The sequence below is a fragment of the Alginatibacterium sediminis genome, from assembly GCF_003610775.1.
GTDB lineage: Bacteria > Pseudomonadota > Gammaproteobacteria > Enterobacterales > Celerinatantimonadaceae > Alginatibacterium > Alginatibacterium sediminis.
On the sequence record NZ_RAQO01000004.1, the window covers coordinates 380,972 to 395,217 of the forward strand.

The 14,246-nt window shown below is 42.7% G+C and carries 13 protein-coding genes; 5 read left to right on the top strand and 8 right to left on the bottom strand.

The window, feature by feature from the left end; genetic code table 11:
- Nucleotides 1-149 precede the first annotated feature (149 nt).
- Entirely contained in the window at nt 150-629 is a 480-nt protein-coding gene (locus DBZ36_RS04845) for an RNA methyltransferase (protein WP_120353794.1), read from the top strand.
- A 326-nt stretch (nt 630-955) separates the two neighbouring features.
- Here the strand turns inward: DBZ36_RS04845 and DBZ36_RS04850 are convergent, their stop codons facing one another.
- The 7 genes from DBZ36_RS04850 to DBZ36_RS04880 all read right to left on the bottom strand — a co-directional run bounded on the left by DBZ36_RS04850 (nt 956) and on the right by DBZ36_RS04880 (nt 8,681).
- A complete protein-coding gene (locus tag DBZ36_RS04850; protein ID WP_120353795.1) occupies nt 956-1,606 on the bottom strand; it encodes an SGNH/GDSL hydrolase family protein in 651 nt (216 codons plus the stop codon).
- Nucleotides 1,607-1,647: 41 nt separating this feature from the next.
- Nucleotides 1,648-2,568 (bottom strand): helix-turn-helix transcriptional regulator, encoded by a 921-nt coding sequence (locus tag DBZ36_RS04855; RefSeq protein ID WP_120353796.1) that lies wholly within the window; start codon nt 2,566-2,568, stop codon nt 1,648-1,650.
- A 75-nt stretch (nt 2,569-2,643) separates the two neighbouring features.
- Nucleotides 2,644-3,885 carry an extracellular solute-binding protein gene (locus tag DBZ36_RS04860; protein WP_120353797.1) on the bottom strand — a complete coding sequence of 414 codons (1,242 nt, stop codon included), beginning with the start codon at nt 3,883-3,885 and terminating at the stop codon, nt 2,644-2,646.
- A 48-nt stretch (nt 3,886-3,933) separates the two neighbouring features.
- Entirely contained in the window at nt 3,934-5,037 is a 1,104-nt protein-coding gene (locus DBZ36_RS04865; protein ID WP_120353798.1) for an ABC transporter ATP-binding protein, read from the bottom strand.
- A gap of 5 nt (nt 5,038-5,042) precedes the next feature.
- Nucleotides 5,043-5,870: a carbohydrate ABC transporter permease gene (locus DBZ36_RS04870; protein ID WP_120353799.1), complete on the bottom strand. Its 828-nt coding sequence runs from the start codon at nt 5,868-5,870 to the stop codon at nt 5,043-5,045.
- An 11-nt stretch (nt 5,871-5,881) separates the two neighbouring features.
- Complete coding sequence (locus tag DBZ36_RS04875; protein ID WP_120353800.1) at nt 5,882-6,811, bottom strand: carbohydrate ABC transporter permease; 930 nt, start codon at nt 6,809-6,811, stop codon at nt 5,882-5,884.
- A gap of 211 nt (nt 6,812-7,022) precedes the next feature.
- A complete protein-coding gene (locus tag DBZ36_RS04880) occupies nt 7,023-8,681 on the bottom strand; it encodes a glycoside hydrolase family 43 protein (RefSeq protein ID WP_120353801.1) in 1,659 nt (552 codons plus the stop codon).
- 241 nt (nt 8,682-8,922) lie between these two features.
- Here DBZ36_RS04880 and DBZ36_RS04885 point away from each other — a divergent pair, with 241 nt between their 5' ends.
- Nucleotides 8,923-9,306 (top strand): DUF2750 domain-containing protein, encoded by a 384-nt coding sequence (locus tag DBZ36_RS04885; protein WP_120353802.1) that lies wholly within the window; start codon nt 8,923-8,925, stop codon nt 9,304-9,306.
- Nucleotides 9,307-9,514: 208 nt separating this feature from the next.
- Nucleotides 9,515-10,645: a ribosomal protein uL16 3-hydroxylase gene (locus DBZ36_RS04890; protein ID WP_120353803.1), complete on the top strand. Its 1,131-nt coding sequence runs from the start codon at nt 9,515-9,517 to the stop codon at nt 10,643-10,645.
- A 377-nt stretch (nt 10,646-11,022) separates the two neighbouring features.
- Here DBZ36_RS04890 and DBZ36_RS04895 read toward each other — a convergent pair whose 3' ends face one another.
- A complete protein-coding gene (locus tag DBZ36_RS04895; RefSeq protein WP_199711772.1) occupies nt 11,023-11,982 on the bottom strand; it encodes a nitrilase family protein in 960 nt (319 codons plus the stop codon).
- Nucleotides 11,983-12,074: 92 nt separating this feature from the next.
- Here DBZ36_RS04895 and DBZ36_RS04900 point away from each other — a divergent pair, with 92 nt between their 5' ends.
- Both DBZ36_RS04900 and DBZ36_RS04905 read left to right on the top strand, forming a co-directional pair.
- A complete protein-coding gene (locus tag DBZ36_RS04900; RefSeq protein ID WP_120353805.1) occupies nt 12,075-12,947 on the top strand; it encodes a LysR family transcriptional regulator in 873 nt (290 codons plus the stop codon).
- 233 nt (nt 12,948-13,180) lie between these two features.
- A complete protein-coding gene (locus DBZ36_RS04905; RefSeq protein WP_120353806.1) occupies nt 13,181-13,612 on the top strand; it encodes a GNAT family N-acetyltransferase in 432 nt (143 codons plus the stop codon).
- The last annotated feature ends 634 nt before the right edge of the window (nt 13,613-14,246 follow it).

Below are 14,246 nucleotides of genomic sequence, written 5' to 3' on the forward strand. Positions count from 1 at the left end.
GAGATCTTGATCATGTTTTTTGATTATGGTGCGAAAAATAAGCAATTATGTGTTGAGAATGAGATCATCAACCGGTGATATCAAATCCCACCATTTCCGATTTATGTTTGCTAAAATACAGCCAATTATTACGGTGTTCTGGTGAAAAAGTGGAAAAAGGTTATTCCTGTATAGGCTTGGTTAACCCCAAAAATGCAGATAATGTAGGAAGCGTGTTACGCGCAGCAGGCTGCTATGACAGTCATGTCGTTTTTTATACGGGTCAACGTTATGGCTACGCTAGAGAGTTTTCTACCGATACAAAAAGTGCTGCTCACGCGCTACCACTAATTTCAGTTGACGATCTTAAATCAGTTATTCCAACCGACTGTACGCCCGTTGCTATTGAATTGGTTGAAGGCGCCCAGCCATTAACTGAATACAAACATCCTGAGCGAGCTTTTTACATTTTCGGACCCGAGGATGGCTCAGTGCCTAAGTCCGTAATGGCTTGGTGCCAAGAGGTAGTGTATGTGCCAACAAAAGGCTGTATGAACTTGGCGGCAACAGCTAATGTTGTTCTCTACGATCGGCTTCAAAAAGGAACCGTACATGGTAAGCCGTGGGGGCCAAAATCAACGGAAAGCTAGCGTTTACAGGTTTGATTGTTAGTCAAACCCGCTCTTAATGGTTTTAATTAGGTGAGCAGCCTTAAAATTCGCATGGCATTACTTCGGGGCAAACTCCCTAAAGGCAAGCTTAGAATACGACCACTTTACAATTTGGATACACAGCAAATTAGTTATACCAATCCTACTCATTAGTTGGTCGTTATTAGTCGTATATAGTATTGCTTGAATCAAGTGAAAAAGCACAGTTACTAGTTGTCCTAATGACACCATTTTTGACGCTGAGACAAGTGATTGCTGTCGACTCGGTTTAATAAATAGTCAGTAGGATTGCTATTATGTCTTGATTAGCGATTTAGTTTGAAATGCGCATTGCTCTCGAACAAGTCCATAATTATTGGCTGTAAAACATCTGCCAGTTTAATGTGCTCAGTGGCTTGCCAATGAATACCTTCCTTGGGGCAAGACGCAACTATTTGGCCTAAATCCAAATACCTACAACCGAGTTCTTGCGCTTGCTGCTGATAGTAATGGGCTAATTGCTGAGACTTAAGTGCGCCGCCTTTGAACATGTCGCTAAAGCCATCAATTTCGTGTATCGCTGGTGGCGTAAGCAAGATGACCTCAGCAGGACTCGACTTTGAAGCGTGTTGGTAGGATTGAATTTCCTGAACGATCCGCGCTGCGCCGCGCGCAATATCATAGGCTGATTGGTTCAAAAAGGCCTTTAAGTCGTTGGTTCCCAAAAGTACGAGTACTAAGTCTGGAATATGTGATTCGAGAATTGGTCGTAAGTGGCGCATTCCATTTCGGTCCCCTTCATAGGGGTCTTCGTGTACGGTCGTGCGTCCAGGTTGTCCGGCTTCTATAACTTCGTAAGCTGGGCCAAGCTTATCGGCAAGAATGGTTGGCCAGCGTTGTCGCCGACTGTAACGGCTGCCATCATTTGGATTCGCTCCCCAAGTATTTGAGTCTCCAAAACATAGTATGCTTGGCATGTAAGTCCTTCGCTGCGTTAAAAGCTTTGTATAATGGCCAACTATGCCTCTTCTAACAACAAATTATCTCGTTGAATTTCTGTTTCTTGTTCACAGTGCATAATTTTGTTGTTGTTTTGATATTCAGGTCCAACAACCCAGGCCTGGCGTCTACGGTACTCACTGGGTGAGCAGCCTACGTAATTCCTAAATATGCGAGAAAAATAAGCAGGGTCGTCAAAACCTAAGCGCTGTCCAACACGATGTACCGACAAATTGCTCGATAGTAGTAATCGTGCGGCTTCAGTTAAGCGGTGTTTTTTCTGATAGTTTTTGGGACTTGTTCCAAAAAGCTCGTACCAAATTCGACGAAAGGTTGAGTAAGAGATATTGAGATCGTCCGCTATTTTTTCGAACATTACCGTGTGCTGATGGTTGGTTTTTAAGCTCAGTGCTATGTCACGTAACTTAGCTACCAACTCGTCGTCTTCATTCACAGGGGCGGGCATTAGTGTTTCTAAGATAACCCGTTCACTAAGCTGCTCTATAATGTCGCAAGGTCGTGTGGTTTCGGCTGCTTTTTTTAGTTCAATGATGGCGTCACTAACGCTATAACGATTGTTTATTTTTCGAACTGCAATTTTAGGATCGAGCCAAGCATTATCGAATAAACGGCTGAGTTGACGTTGATCGTATATAAAATACATCTCTTCCCAATTCTGACCCGCCTCAGGACCATAGTGGTATTTTTGTCCGGGAAGTTGCACTAAAACGCAGGGCGCTTCAACGCGGTAAGTAATGCCGTTGACTTCGTAAAAACCTTTCCCACTGAGGATGACTGAAAAATTTACAGTAGGGCACTCGTAATTAAGCGTAAAAGGCTTATTCGGAAAGTAACCAATTTCTTTTAAACCACGGTCTTTAGTATGGCGTAAAAAGTCTTCAAGAACGAAAAAAAAACCTTTCTTAAACAGATGGCCCATAGGGTTTCCTTAGCACAAGGCAAACAACAAATGCGCCTTAAGATAGGCGCATTTTAGCTTTACAATAGTGGCCTACTATTGAAAATCATAGGCTTCTTGTAACATCGCTATTGCATCTTCAGGACTGATAGTACCACCAACGAGTTCAGTAGAAACGTCGTTTACTGCACCACCGAGATGTGCGCCCAGTATTTGATCCACAAAGCCATGCACATAGGTACTTTCAGGGACCAATGCCGCCATACGTAACATTAGTGGTTCTTTAACTTCTTTTGCTGAATTACCATTAATCGGCAACATCATGGCTTCGGACGCGAGCTGGCCTAAGTTTTGTTCATTGAGCCAAAACTCCATAAATTTAGCTGCAGCAGGGGAAGCGGAATTGGTAAACGCCCAACCATCGATACCGGAAATAATGTCATTGAGTTGGCCTTCACCGCCAGCCACCGTTGGGAAACGACCAAGCCCTAAACTATCTGCCGCAACACCTTTTTTAGAGTGTGAATTGTCTTGCTGGATTTTATAACCCCATTCACCTTGCAACTGCATGGCCGCTTCGCCATTACCAAATTGGGCAAATGCATTCGCAGTATCTTGTGCCATGTAGCCTTTTTGGAAAGGTTTCATATCACTTAATCGGCGTAATTGAACGGCAGCTTCTAAGAACGCTGGGTCGCCAAAACCGTTTTCAATTGCGTCTTTGAAGATATCTGGACCGCCAATACGCATGGCCAAGTAGCTATAGTAAAAGTGCGCCGGCCAACCTTCGCTAGCACCAATTGCTAAAGGAGTAATCCCTGCTGCTTTAAGTTTTTCAACTGCGCCAATGAACCCTTCCCAGGTTTCAAGTTCGCTGGTTTTGACGCCCGCTTTGTTTAAAAGCCCAGTATTGTAATAAAGCATAGTAGGTTTACTGACCGACGGTAAGCCATAAAGACGTCCGTCTACGCGGTAGGCATCCACGGCGCCTTTGGGTAGCTCTTTTTGTAAGGTCGGTAAATAGTCTGTCATATCTGCAAGTAGGCCTGAGCGTGCACGATCTGAATAGTCTGCACCGCCCCAAGTACCAATAATGTCAGGCTTGCTATCGGACATAAGCAGCGTTTGCAGCTTGGTTTTAAATGCTTCACCGCCAATGTACTCAAAATTTACCTGAATATCTGGGTTCTGGGCATTAAAGCGTTCAACTTGGTCATCCCAGGTGGCGTTTACTACCGACTCATTACTGGTATGTAGAACCGTAACTTCTGTTGGAGCTGCGTTAACTGAAAATACGCTAGCGATACCTAAAGCAAGTGCAATCTTTGCAAGTTTCATGTTTCTTCCTTTTTATTGTATATGTAGGGTTGTGCAATTTATTAAGTACTAATTAATGACGCGATAAACAGCTGCGCCGCTTTGCGTGTCAAAAATATGTAACTGCGATAAATCAATATGTAAGGTCATTGCCTGGCCACTTTCTAAGGCATAGTTGGCGCTGACTTCAACCTTAAAGCTTTGTTCTCCTCGGCTGACTACAATAAGGGCGGTTGCACCGAGTAATTCATAGCTGTCGATGTTGGCCTCAAATTCGTGTAATGGATTGTTATGACTACATGTCTTTGGACTTAAGTAGATATCACTAGGGCGGATACCAAGATCCACTTCTCCAACATTGCCGCTGTAGCTTTGGTCAAGCTGAACATCGTTTCCGGCAAAGTTAAGCCAATAGTTACTGCTGTCGTCTATACGGACGTCGCCTTTTAAAAAGTTCATGGTTGGCGAGCCAATGAAGCCAGCAACAAATTTAGACTGTGGATGCAAAAACACATCTCGAGGTTTGCCAATTTGAGCAATGTGACCTTCGTGCATAATGACCACTCGGTCAGCCAAGGTCATTGCTTCCACTTGGTCGTGAGTGACGTACACGGTGGTTTTTTTAAGTTGATCGTGTAGCTGCCGTATTTCGGCACGCATGGTGTGGCGTAGCTTGGCGTCGAGATTAGACAGCGGTTCATCGAACAAAAATACATTCGGTGTTCGCACCATTGCTCTACCCATTGCCACTCGCTGACGTTGTCCACCAGAGAGATCTTTAGGTTTTCTATCTAACAGTGGTGTAAGTTCAAGCAGTTCAGCGACGTCTCGAACTTTGCTATCAATGATTTGCTTATCAACTTTGGCTAAACGAAGACCAAAGCCGATATTTTTGTAAACACTTAAGTGCGGGTATAAGGCGTAGCTTTGAAATACCATCGCGATATTTCGCTCTTTAGGCTCTAAATCGTTAACCACTTGTTGGTCAATTTCAATACAACCTTCACTGATATCCTCTAAGCCAGCTATCATTCTCAAGGTTGTTGATTTGCCGCAGCCAGAGGGGCCTAAGAGCACTAGAAATTCGCCACTTTCAATTTTGAGGTCGATGCCTTTGACGATATGTGCGCCTGGGTAGGTCTTATGTACTTGTTTAAATTCGACAGTTGCCATGCTAATTATCCTTTTACTGCGCCGCCGGTGAGACCAGCAACGATATATTTTTGAGCGACGATGAAAAATGCTAGCGCTGGAAGTACTGTAATTGAGACGTAAGCAAGTACTTTGTTCCACTCCACTGCGAACTCACCCTGATACTGCATAATGCCAAGGGTCCAAGGATACAAATCACTATTGTTTAGAACGACCAAAGGCAATAAGTAGTTGTTCCAACTTGTCACTAAGACAAACACGCCTACGGTGGCCAATATTGGGGTTGATAATGGAATGACAATTTCAAAGAAAAATCGTGCGTAGCCGCAGCCATCAACGCGAGCGGCGTCAAACAATTCAGCGGGTAATTGCTCAAAAAAGGTTTTGAAAAGCAAGATGGCCATCGCTAAGCCAAAAGCGACCTGTGGGATAACCACGCCATAAAATGAATCCAACAAGCCTAAGTCTCTTATCTTGATAAACAGAGGCAAAATTCCAGTGGCGAAAGGGAACATCATGCCTAGCAAAAAGTAGCTGTATACGTAGCGGTGGCCAACAAAACGAATATGCGAAAAAGTAAACGCGGTCATCGCGCCACCAAGTAAGGTTAAAATCAGCGTCATCGAAGAAATAACAAAGCTGTTTTTCATCGAATTCCATAGAAATGGGTTATTGAGAACAGCGCCGTAGTGTTCAAATTCCCAGTTGTTAGGTAGGCCAATTGGATTTGACTGCAACTCACCAAGACTTTTAAATCCCCCTAAGACGGCGGCAAGTAGGGGCACCAATACAAAACCAGCGATAAGCATTAAATAGCAGATCTTGACCCAATCGTTCATAAAGCGTTTTTTCATGACTTATAATCCTATTTCTTATCTTTCATGAAGGCGTTTTGATAAGTAAACGCAAAAACAACACAGGCAATGAACAACAACACGCCTATAGCACTACCAAAACCAATTCGCATTCTGGATATTCCAAAGGTATACAGATAACTAACGATGGAATGGCTGGAGTGGCTTGGACCGCCGTTGGTTAAGGGAATGATTAAGTCAAACAATTGCAATGCGCCCAAAATACTGAAGAACATTGATAGAATAATGGCGTGCTTAATCAGTGGGATCTTGATTAAAAAGGTGGTTTGTAAGCGGGTTGCACCATCGATTTTAGCCGCTTCTACGAGATCGTTAGGTACGCCTTGTAAGGCTGCAATAAAGATCATCATATGAAATCCAAAATACTTCCAAATAATGACTATTAAAATTGCGGCAAAGGCCCATTGCTTATCACCAAGAATGAAGTAGTTTTCCAAACCAAAGAACTCGGTGAACATATTAACCACGCCGTAATTACCGTCGTAGATGAACTTCCAAATCAGACCAGCAACAACTTCAGCTAAAATGTAAGGTAAAAAGAAAATGAGTCTAAAAACTGTGTTTGCCCATGACTGCTTGTAGACACAAAGCGCGACTGAAAGGGCGAGAGGAAGTTGAATTAACAATGAAACAGCGACGATTTTTAAGGTATTTCCAATCGCAGTATGAAAGGCACTGTGACCAATAACTTTACTGTAGTTTTGTAAACCTAAGTAGTTATTAAGCTCCCCAATACCATTCCAACGATAGAAACTAAAGAACGATGCTTCGAACAAAGGTACAACTACAAATAAGGTAAATAGGCACAATGCTGGTGGAAGAAACAACAATAGGGTCCAAAGACGCCCCCCTTGATTGTTGCGTGAAAACCAAGACGTCTGCGCCTTACCTTGGCTTAAACTTGTAGTATCTTGCGGCATAAGAAATTTCCCTAATAGCCAATTCAACTGAACTAATAAACTGAAATAAATCTAATAAACCCATCAACGTAAATTCATCTTAGGATTAGTGTTGGCTAGATTGAATAGACGAACTGTTCAAGGCTCTTGGACGAATCGTTCAATGTGAACTAGATCGTTATTTAAAAAGTCCAAAAGCGATCTAGATAGTGATGAAAAACAAAACTACTGATTATGGTTTTTGGTTTTTATGTTTAGCGGTGATTTGATAGTCAAGATAATCAAACTGGGCTAGTAACTGTTGTTGACGTAAATCTTCGCAAAATAATCCTACGAAACTGCCAGTAAATTTTTGACTGCCGTACTCATCGCTTAAGATAGAGGCATCGAGACAGGGCCCAATGTTGTGCCAAACACCGTTTGCCAAGCAATAACTTGCGTGTAGGTGTTTTCCTTGTAACTCGAATGCAAGTTGAACCTTACAGGTGGCGTCGATTGCGATGCGGTACTGGGTATACTCAGTTTTACCCGCTAAGGTGCTACTGAGTATAGAGATAGCCCGCTGGCCTAAAGACTCACTCCAATAAACTTTGAGATAGTAAAAATTGCTTTGGCTATAGAAGCAGGTGAGACCGGCGCTGCATAAGTGGTGTTTGGGTTCAACGCTAAGGCTGGTTTCGAATCTGCAATTAAAATGACTTATTCGACGTGCTAGCAATGACATGTGACGACTACTAAACAATGAGCCCGTGCCTTTGATTTCAATACCTGGGTTGGTGAGTCGAATACAGTCATTACGCAATGGCAGTCGATAGCTTTGGTAGTCGTCAGCGAGCTTGTTTGGGTCAAAATTGTCGCGTCCAAAAGAATAGGGGAGCTGCCCTATTGTTTCTGGGTGTTGTAGAGGTGGCTCACAGGTAAGTTGCGCTTGTTTGCCGCCATCTTTTAAGCGTAACCAGCCATTGTCTGTCCATTGACAGGCTTGCAAGGCGGTTTCTCGACCAAGAATGCAATTGGCTTGTTCGGCAAACGGACGAGCACATAGATGGGCGATATAAGGCTGACCTGATGCGGTATGCACCAAACTACCATGCCCAGATTTTGCAAGTTTTGAATGCGGTTCAAAGCGGTGTAGTTTCACGCTGTCATCAATTGCAAATTCGTCAAACTCATCGAGACAATTGCTTAAAACAATGGATTGTGGATCAGGTTCGTAGGGGCCAGTAACGTTAGTGCTGCGTAGCATCACCACCGCATGACCATAGCCAGTGCCACCTTCGGCAGTCATTAAATAGTAGTAGTCGCCACGTTTATATAGATGTGGGGCTTCGATACATCCACGTTTAGTGCCACCAGTTGTTAAGCGGGTTACATTACCAACCAAGCTGTTCGTTTCCAAGCAATACTGCTGCACAACAACCCAGCCGGGGTGATCGTAGTTACTGCGGTTTTCCCATTCAAGACTGACTAACCACGCAAGCCCATCATCGTCATGAAATAAAGACGGATCAAAACCGCTACTATTTAAATAGCTGGCCTCGCTCCATGGGCCTTCGATATTTGGCGCAGTGACCACAAAATTGTCGAGGTCAAAGTATCCCGAGCGCATGGAATAAACATTGCTATACACCAGATAGAAAAGACTTTTATCGTCGTTATAGCTTAGGCAGGGAGCCCATACACCGCGCGCAGTATCAAGGCTACTAAGGTCAAGTTGGGAGCTTCTATCAAGAGCGTAACCAATTTGTTGCCAGTCGCTCAGATTATTAGACTGGTAAAGCTTTACCCCAGGGAACCATTCAAAGGTTGATGTTGCTATGTAGTAGGTATCACCGACACGCAAAATGGACGGGTCTGGATTAAAACCCGGTAAAATTGGATTGTTAATCATAAGTCCTCACTGACTAAACTATTGTGTGCATGCTGACATGTAGTTTCACTATGGGTAAGACACAAATCGTTCAACTTACTTGGATAAATCGTTCGTTGTGATAATGATCGGATTTTGTTTCGATGGCTTGTTCATGCTTTTACTGACATCGAGTCGTTAGATGATTTAAGCTATGCTCATCAAAATTCGCTACAGGTTTCACTCGACCAAGTTATTAATCGGTCGATAATTGGAGAACAACATGACCAACAAAAATGACGTTATAGCCCAAAGCGATCCGCAGTCTCGTTATCTATTTTTTATGCAAAGCGCCGTTGATCACCAAGAAATATGGATCCTCAATGATAGTGATGGCTGCGTTATGTTTAATACTGATGATGAAGACTGTGTACCCGTTTGGCCGAGCCAAGAACATGCACAAGCTTGGGCTGTTGACGAATGGCAGGATTGCGAAGCCAAATCAATAGAACTTAAAGTATGGCTGGAACGCTGGACGCGCGGCTTAGAAGGTGATGAATTGGCTGTTGTGGTGTTTCCTAACATAGAACAGGAAGGCTACGTAATGGATCCCGAAGAACTAGACGCTGCTTTGCGTAAAAAAATGAACAAACAACAATCGCGTTAAGCCAACAGGGCTAAACTTCGGCCCTGACTTCCTTATAGAAATAATCCCAAATAGATAGACTTGTTTGCACAAGTGAGTAATTACAAGGAAGAGTTTTTAGTTGTCAAACAGCGACATTGAAGCTTTTACTATTACACCATTAGCAGAATCCACAGGGTGGAAATTCTGATACATGAAGTACATCTGCTTCTAAGCGACGGCACCGATTATGTATACATTAAATTTTGATACTGCTGAATTCCTTCGTGAATATTGGCAAAAGAAACCAATTGCCATTAAAAATGCATTCAATGCATTCGAAGATCCCATTTCTGCAGATGAACTTGCTGGTTTAGCCATGGAAGATGATATTTCTTCACGAATTGTGCAAACACAAGCTGATGCTTGGAGTGTGGTCCAAGGACCATTTGAGGATTATGAAAAATACGGTGAAGATGGCTGGCAGTTATTAGTCCAAGCTGTGAATCATTGGTATCCAGCATCTCAACCACTGGTGGAAGCCTTCCGCTTTTTGCCTGATTGGCGTTTTGATGACTTAATGGTCTCGTTTGCGACACCCAAAGGCGGCGTTGGGCCACATATCGACAATTATGATGTTTTTATTATTCAAGGCGAAGGCGAACGGCGTTGGCAAGTCGGTAATATCGGTGAACATCAGCAGCGCGGCGGTGATAAAAACAGTCCTCTAGTGGACGACTTTGACCCTATCATTGATGTTGTATTAAGCAAAGGCGATGTACTGTATATCCCACCTGGTTACCCCCATTGTGGTGAGACTTTATCGCTTGCCTTAAGCTATTCGATAGGGTTTAGAGCCCCAAGCCAACAAGAGCTATTAACTGGACTTGCTGATTCATTAATCGACAATAATTCTGGTGAACAGCGATTTACATCAACTCAAGAGAAGGCCAACAAGGGACTTGTGGGTCAACAACAGCAACAAGCTATGATGGATATGTTAGCCGAGCTAGCCACTAACCCAAGCCAATATCAAACCATGTTAGGTAAGCTACTGAGTCAAAACAGATTTGAACTAGACCTAAATCCAATTGAACAAGCGATTTGCGAAGCTGATGTTATTGAAGCCATCGAAGACGGTGCGAGCATCCAACGTATTGGCGGTTTAAAGGTCTTGAAACTAGAAGCTGATACACAAGCCCACCTTTATGTGAATGGTGAAGTTATTAATGTTGATGGCATTGATGCTGATATTGTAAGCCTCATCGCAAATGAGCACTTGTTCAGTCAACAGCAATTATCAACTTGGGTTAGCCAACCTTCGGTAATGACACTACTGTCTGAGTTTATCAATCAAGGTTGGTTTTATTTCTCTGAATAATGGTTCGAAAGTGTAGTCGCCACATTCAGACTGTCCTTACTTCTTGGATATGTGGATAAGAAAAGATGAAGACCGGAATGCTGTAGAGCAAGATGTTGATTAGGCTGTAGTTGTAAAGCAATAGGAAAAGAGCTGACTAGCCACAGTACTTGGATGTTTTTCTTGCTCCTCATCCAAAGAAACGTAAATTACGACTACTCGAAACTGAATCTAAACTGAAAACGCCATTTACAAGTGACTGCTCTAACTCATTGCTAAGCAAAAGTGGGTTAGGGTGGTTAGCATACTTCTGCCCCAAAGTAAGATACGCCTTCTTCAAGAAACAACATTATCGCCAACGCATGGCTACCTTGGCGATATTCAAAAAGCTAGTTCGTCTATTTATGTTCCGAAAACCTAGCGTGATAGGGAGTCAATTCGTTTCCTTCAATTGTTAGGGGGCGGTAGAGCATAGGTCTCCGGCCTCTGATCCAGCGTTTACCGGTACACATTTCTAGTTCTTCAGCTTTTAGATCGGCAATAACCATATCGTTATCAACGCTATCAGTTTCAGCGATAATTTCTCCATAGGGATTGAGCACCATCGCATTACCCGTTCTAACTTCATTCATATCTACCCCAACACCGTTACTAAAGATCAGAAACATGCCATTGTCATGAGCACGAGCGGGTAGCCAACGCATTAACCATTCTCTTCCTTTTGAGCCTTGCATCTGTGAACGAATCGACTCAGGATCTTGCTTACGGTTAAGCCAAAGTTGGGGATCAATCAACCCCATCGCATTTGGGCTGCGAGAGTTCGTTCCACCCGTTTGATGAGGGGCAACAAGGATGTCGGCCCCTAGTAATGCTGTGATTCGAGCATTCTCTACCAAGTTATTGTCCCAGCAAATTAGAATACCCACACGGCATTCATGTGGTGTATTAAATACAGTATATTCATTCCCACTGGTCATGTGTTTGCTGACAAAGGTATGCAGCTTTCTGTGTTTTGCTATCTGACCGTCAGGCATCGCCATTACGTAAGAATTATAAAGATTTCCGTCCGTGTCCTTTTCAATTAAACCAACACCGATGCTAAGTTGATATTTATCTGACATTTTAAGCAACAGTTGAGACGTTTCCCCTTGTGGAATGAACTCGGACAAATCATCGATCTCTGGTTTTTTAAGTTTTGAAACATGCCAGTAGCCAGTAACACACATTTCGGGGAAAACGATAATTTTTACCCCTTGTTTAGCCGCCTTTTCTGCGTAACTTTGAATGATTGATAAATTGTATTTTTTGTCGTCAGCATGGTGGTTAAACTGAACAGTGGCAACACGGATATCTTTCATAACGATTCCTCTTCTAGTGAATATCATCATTTTAAAAAGATCCTTTGATTCCGTATAATGAATAAAAATCCCATGTTTAATAAGTATATGGAATGGATATTAGTGATTTACGTACATTCTGCCAATTAGCGGAAGATGGTAACTATCGTGTAGCTTCAGAGCACTTACACATTACTCAGTCAGCTTTAACTAAAAAAATTCAACGCCTTGAGGCTTATTGTGAAGTGGTTTTATTTGAAAGAGGTCGTCAAGGAGCTAGCCTGACTGCGGCTGGAGTGGACCTTTTACCTGAAGCGCAGCGCATTGTTTTGAGTTTTGAATCTTATAAATCTCTAACCCAACGTGTTGCCAAGGGAATTGCAGGTTACCTCAATATAGGTTTTGGTATCTCTTCCTATCACCTTGCGCCAGATTACATAGCGAAGTTTAAAAGAAAGTACCCGGAGATCCATATCACACTCAACGATATACCATCTCAAAAGCAAACGCAGGAGTTGCTTTCGGGGGAACTTCAGCTCAGTTTTAGTCGGCTTCCAGCCATTGCTCCGCTGACGGGCGTGAAACTCTCAACGGATTACTTGGTGCTAGCTACGCATAGCAGTCAAATCATCGATAAAAACAAATTGTGGTCTTCATTAGATGCAATCGATTATCTACAGCTCAATCCGGAACGGGGTATGGGTCTAAGCCAACAAATAAATGGGCTATTAAGGGAACATGAGATAAATCTGAATGTTGTTCAAGAGGCTGATGATATTCAAACACTGTTGGCGCTGGTATCTGCAAATTTGGGCTTCACCATTGTTCCGGCAAGTGTAAAGCAGATTGCGAATGAACACGTCGCTTTTTGGAAGCTAACAGGAGAAAACAGCTCGTGGGACGTTGGTATGATTTGGAATGAGCACTTAGAGAGCGCTGCAAAAGGAAACTTCATTCAATATGTAGAGCAACTTCGGGCTCAATAGCAATGATTTTTGGATGTGTTCTACCTCATGATTGTCGAGAAATGTGCATGGGTGTTGAGCTAACTCATTTGTGCCCCTTTCGGTGCTAGCCTCACTACTTACACTAGTTCTGATTATTTTTCCTTTTCCCAAATAGAAGTAATGTCGAAGCTAGATGTACGGACATATATTTTGTCGGTAGAATACTCTTTCGCGGCTGCACATGAATTTCAGTCCATTTTAGAGAAAATACGATGATTGTAGAAAATGTGCTTCCTGAAAGTTACGCAGAAATGCTTAAGGTTTGGGAAAATTCAGTCCGAGCAACTCATGACTTCATAACAGAAGAAGATATTGAGTTTTTTAAACCAATTATCATTGAGCAGGCATTTCCTGCTGTCACGTTAAGATGTGTGAATAATGAAAGTGGTTCAATTCAAGGTTTCGTGGGTATCCACAACTCAAAGGTTGAAATGCTGTTCATCTTAAATGAGGCAAGAGGACAAGGCGTAGGTAAGGTGCTACTGCAATACGCAATAGAGCAGTTAGGTGCAACCAAAGTCGATGTAAACGAACAAAATCCACAGGCAGTAGGTTTCTACGAGCATATGGGGTTCAAAATAGTTTCACGCTCGCCACTTGATGATATGGGAAAACCTTTTCCAATTCTGCATATGACACTTTAAAGCTCGGTTTGTCGTAACCAAGTTTGTTAGAAGAAACGCCCAAAGCTAATAACTTTGGGCGTTTCCGTGTACGGTGGGAAATCTCCCTGCAAACATTTGAGATGTCACAACATAAAGTTTTTTGGGATACTTTTATTAATCCAAATAAGACACGTTTGAGGCAATTTTCTAACGTGTTTCTGTCCAGAAGTGGGTTAGGACGTGCTGACTCATTTATGCCCATTGCTTGTTAGGTAGATAGTCCAATAAAACCTTAAAAATTCGCCATCCCCCTTCGCAAAACTAAACGTTTACTAAGCGCTTCTTCAATGCTCTGTCGAGGAAAACTGAACGTTTAGGTCTGCGCACTTTTTCACTGTTAATATATACAGCCTCTACATTTCTCAAGCTGCTTTTTGTCAAAACGGTCTAGAAAATTTGAACGCTGACCATTGATAAAATTGAAAGAAAACCTCAGAGTAGACAATAAGTTAAAGAGAGAGCATGATCCGACTGGCGACTTTACGCTAGGTCACACTCTCTGTGATAGGAAGCGTGATCATTGAATGGATAGGAAGCACGTACTTCCTACTTAGTGTTATGTTGCTAGGATGGTTTGTGCAAGGATCTGGTTCACGGTTATGTTAATTAAAGC

Coding starts and splice junctions, on each gene's coding strand:
- DBZ36_RS04850 (WP_120353795.1), bottom strand. CDS start 1,606: ATGCCAAGCATACTATGTTTTGGAGACTCAAATACTTGGGGAGCGAAT.
- DBZ36_RS04855 (WP_120353796.1), bottom strand. CDS start 2,568: ATGGGCCATCTGTTTAAGAAAGGTTTTTTTTTCGTTCTTGAAGACTTT.
- DBZ36_RS04860 (WP_120353797.1), bottom strand. CDS start 3,885: ATGAAACTTGCAAAGATTGCACTTGCTTTAGGTATCGCTAGCGTATTT.
- DBZ36_RS04865 (WP_120353798.1), bottom strand. CDS start 5,037: ATGGCAACTGTCGAATTTAAACAAGTACATAAGACCTACCCAGGCGCA.
- DBZ36_RS04870 (WP_120353799.1), bottom strand. CDS start 5,870: ATGAAAAAACGCTTTATGAACGATTGGGTCAAGATCTGCTATTTAATG.
- DBZ36_RS04875 (WP_120353800.1), bottom strand. CDS start 6,811: ATGCCGCAAGATACTACAAGTTTAAGCCAAGGTAAGGCGCAGACGTCT.
- DBZ36_RS04880 (WP_120353801.1), bottom strand. CDS start 8,681: ATGATTAACAATCCAATTTTACCGGGTTTTAATCCAGACCCGTCCATT.
- DBZ36_RS04885 (WP_120353802.1), top strand. CDS start 8,923: ATGACCAACAAAAATGACGTTATAGCCCAAAGCGATCCGCAGTCTCGT.
- DBZ36_RS04890 (WP_120353803.1), top strand. CDS start 9,515: ATGTATACATTAAATTTTGATACTGCTGAATTCCTTCGTGAATATTGG.
- DBZ36_RS04895 (WP_199711772.1), bottom strand. CDS start 11,982: ATGAAAGATATCCGTGTTGCCACTGTTCAGTTTAACCACCATGCTGAC.
- DBZ36_RS04900 (WP_120353805.1), top strand. CDS start 12,075: ATGGATATTAGTGATTTACGTACATTCTGCCAATTAGCGGAAGATGGT.
- DBZ36_RS04905 (WP_120353806.1), top strand. CDS start 13,181: ATGATTGTAGAAAATGTGCTTCCTGAAAGTTACGCAGAAATGCTTAAG.